The following is a 213-nucleotide window of genomic DNA, read 5'->3' as shown; positions in this document are numbered from 1 at the left end:
GGGCGTGGTCAACGGCCAGGACGGGCCGCAAACTAACGGCACGTCAACCACGACAGGCGGAACTGATGGTATGGGAAGTGCTGCCGTAGCCAACTACCCTGGTAAGATACAGAAGCGGATCCGTCGCGCTGTTCGCGTGCCTGATGAATACAAAAACAAGAGCGACGGTATGACGGTAAGGATTCAATTGACGATTAACGGAACAGGCAGGGT

General features: G+C 55.4%; 1 pseudogene. It reads left to right on the top strand.

The window, feature by feature from the left end:
* A pseudogene (locus AF337_RS44255) lies at window positions 1-213 on the top strand (cell envelope integrity protein TolA); the annotation flags it as partial.

Origin of the sequence: Rhizobium ecuadorense (assembly GCF_001187535.1) — a bacterium.
GTDB classification, from domain to species: domain Bacteria; phylum Pseudomonadota; class Alphaproteobacteria; order Rhizobiales; family Rhizobiaceae; genus Rhizobium; species Rhizobium ecuadorense.
The sequence above is the reverse complement of the archived record's forward strand: the minus strand, read 5'-3'. Positions and strand labels throughout refer to the sequence as shown.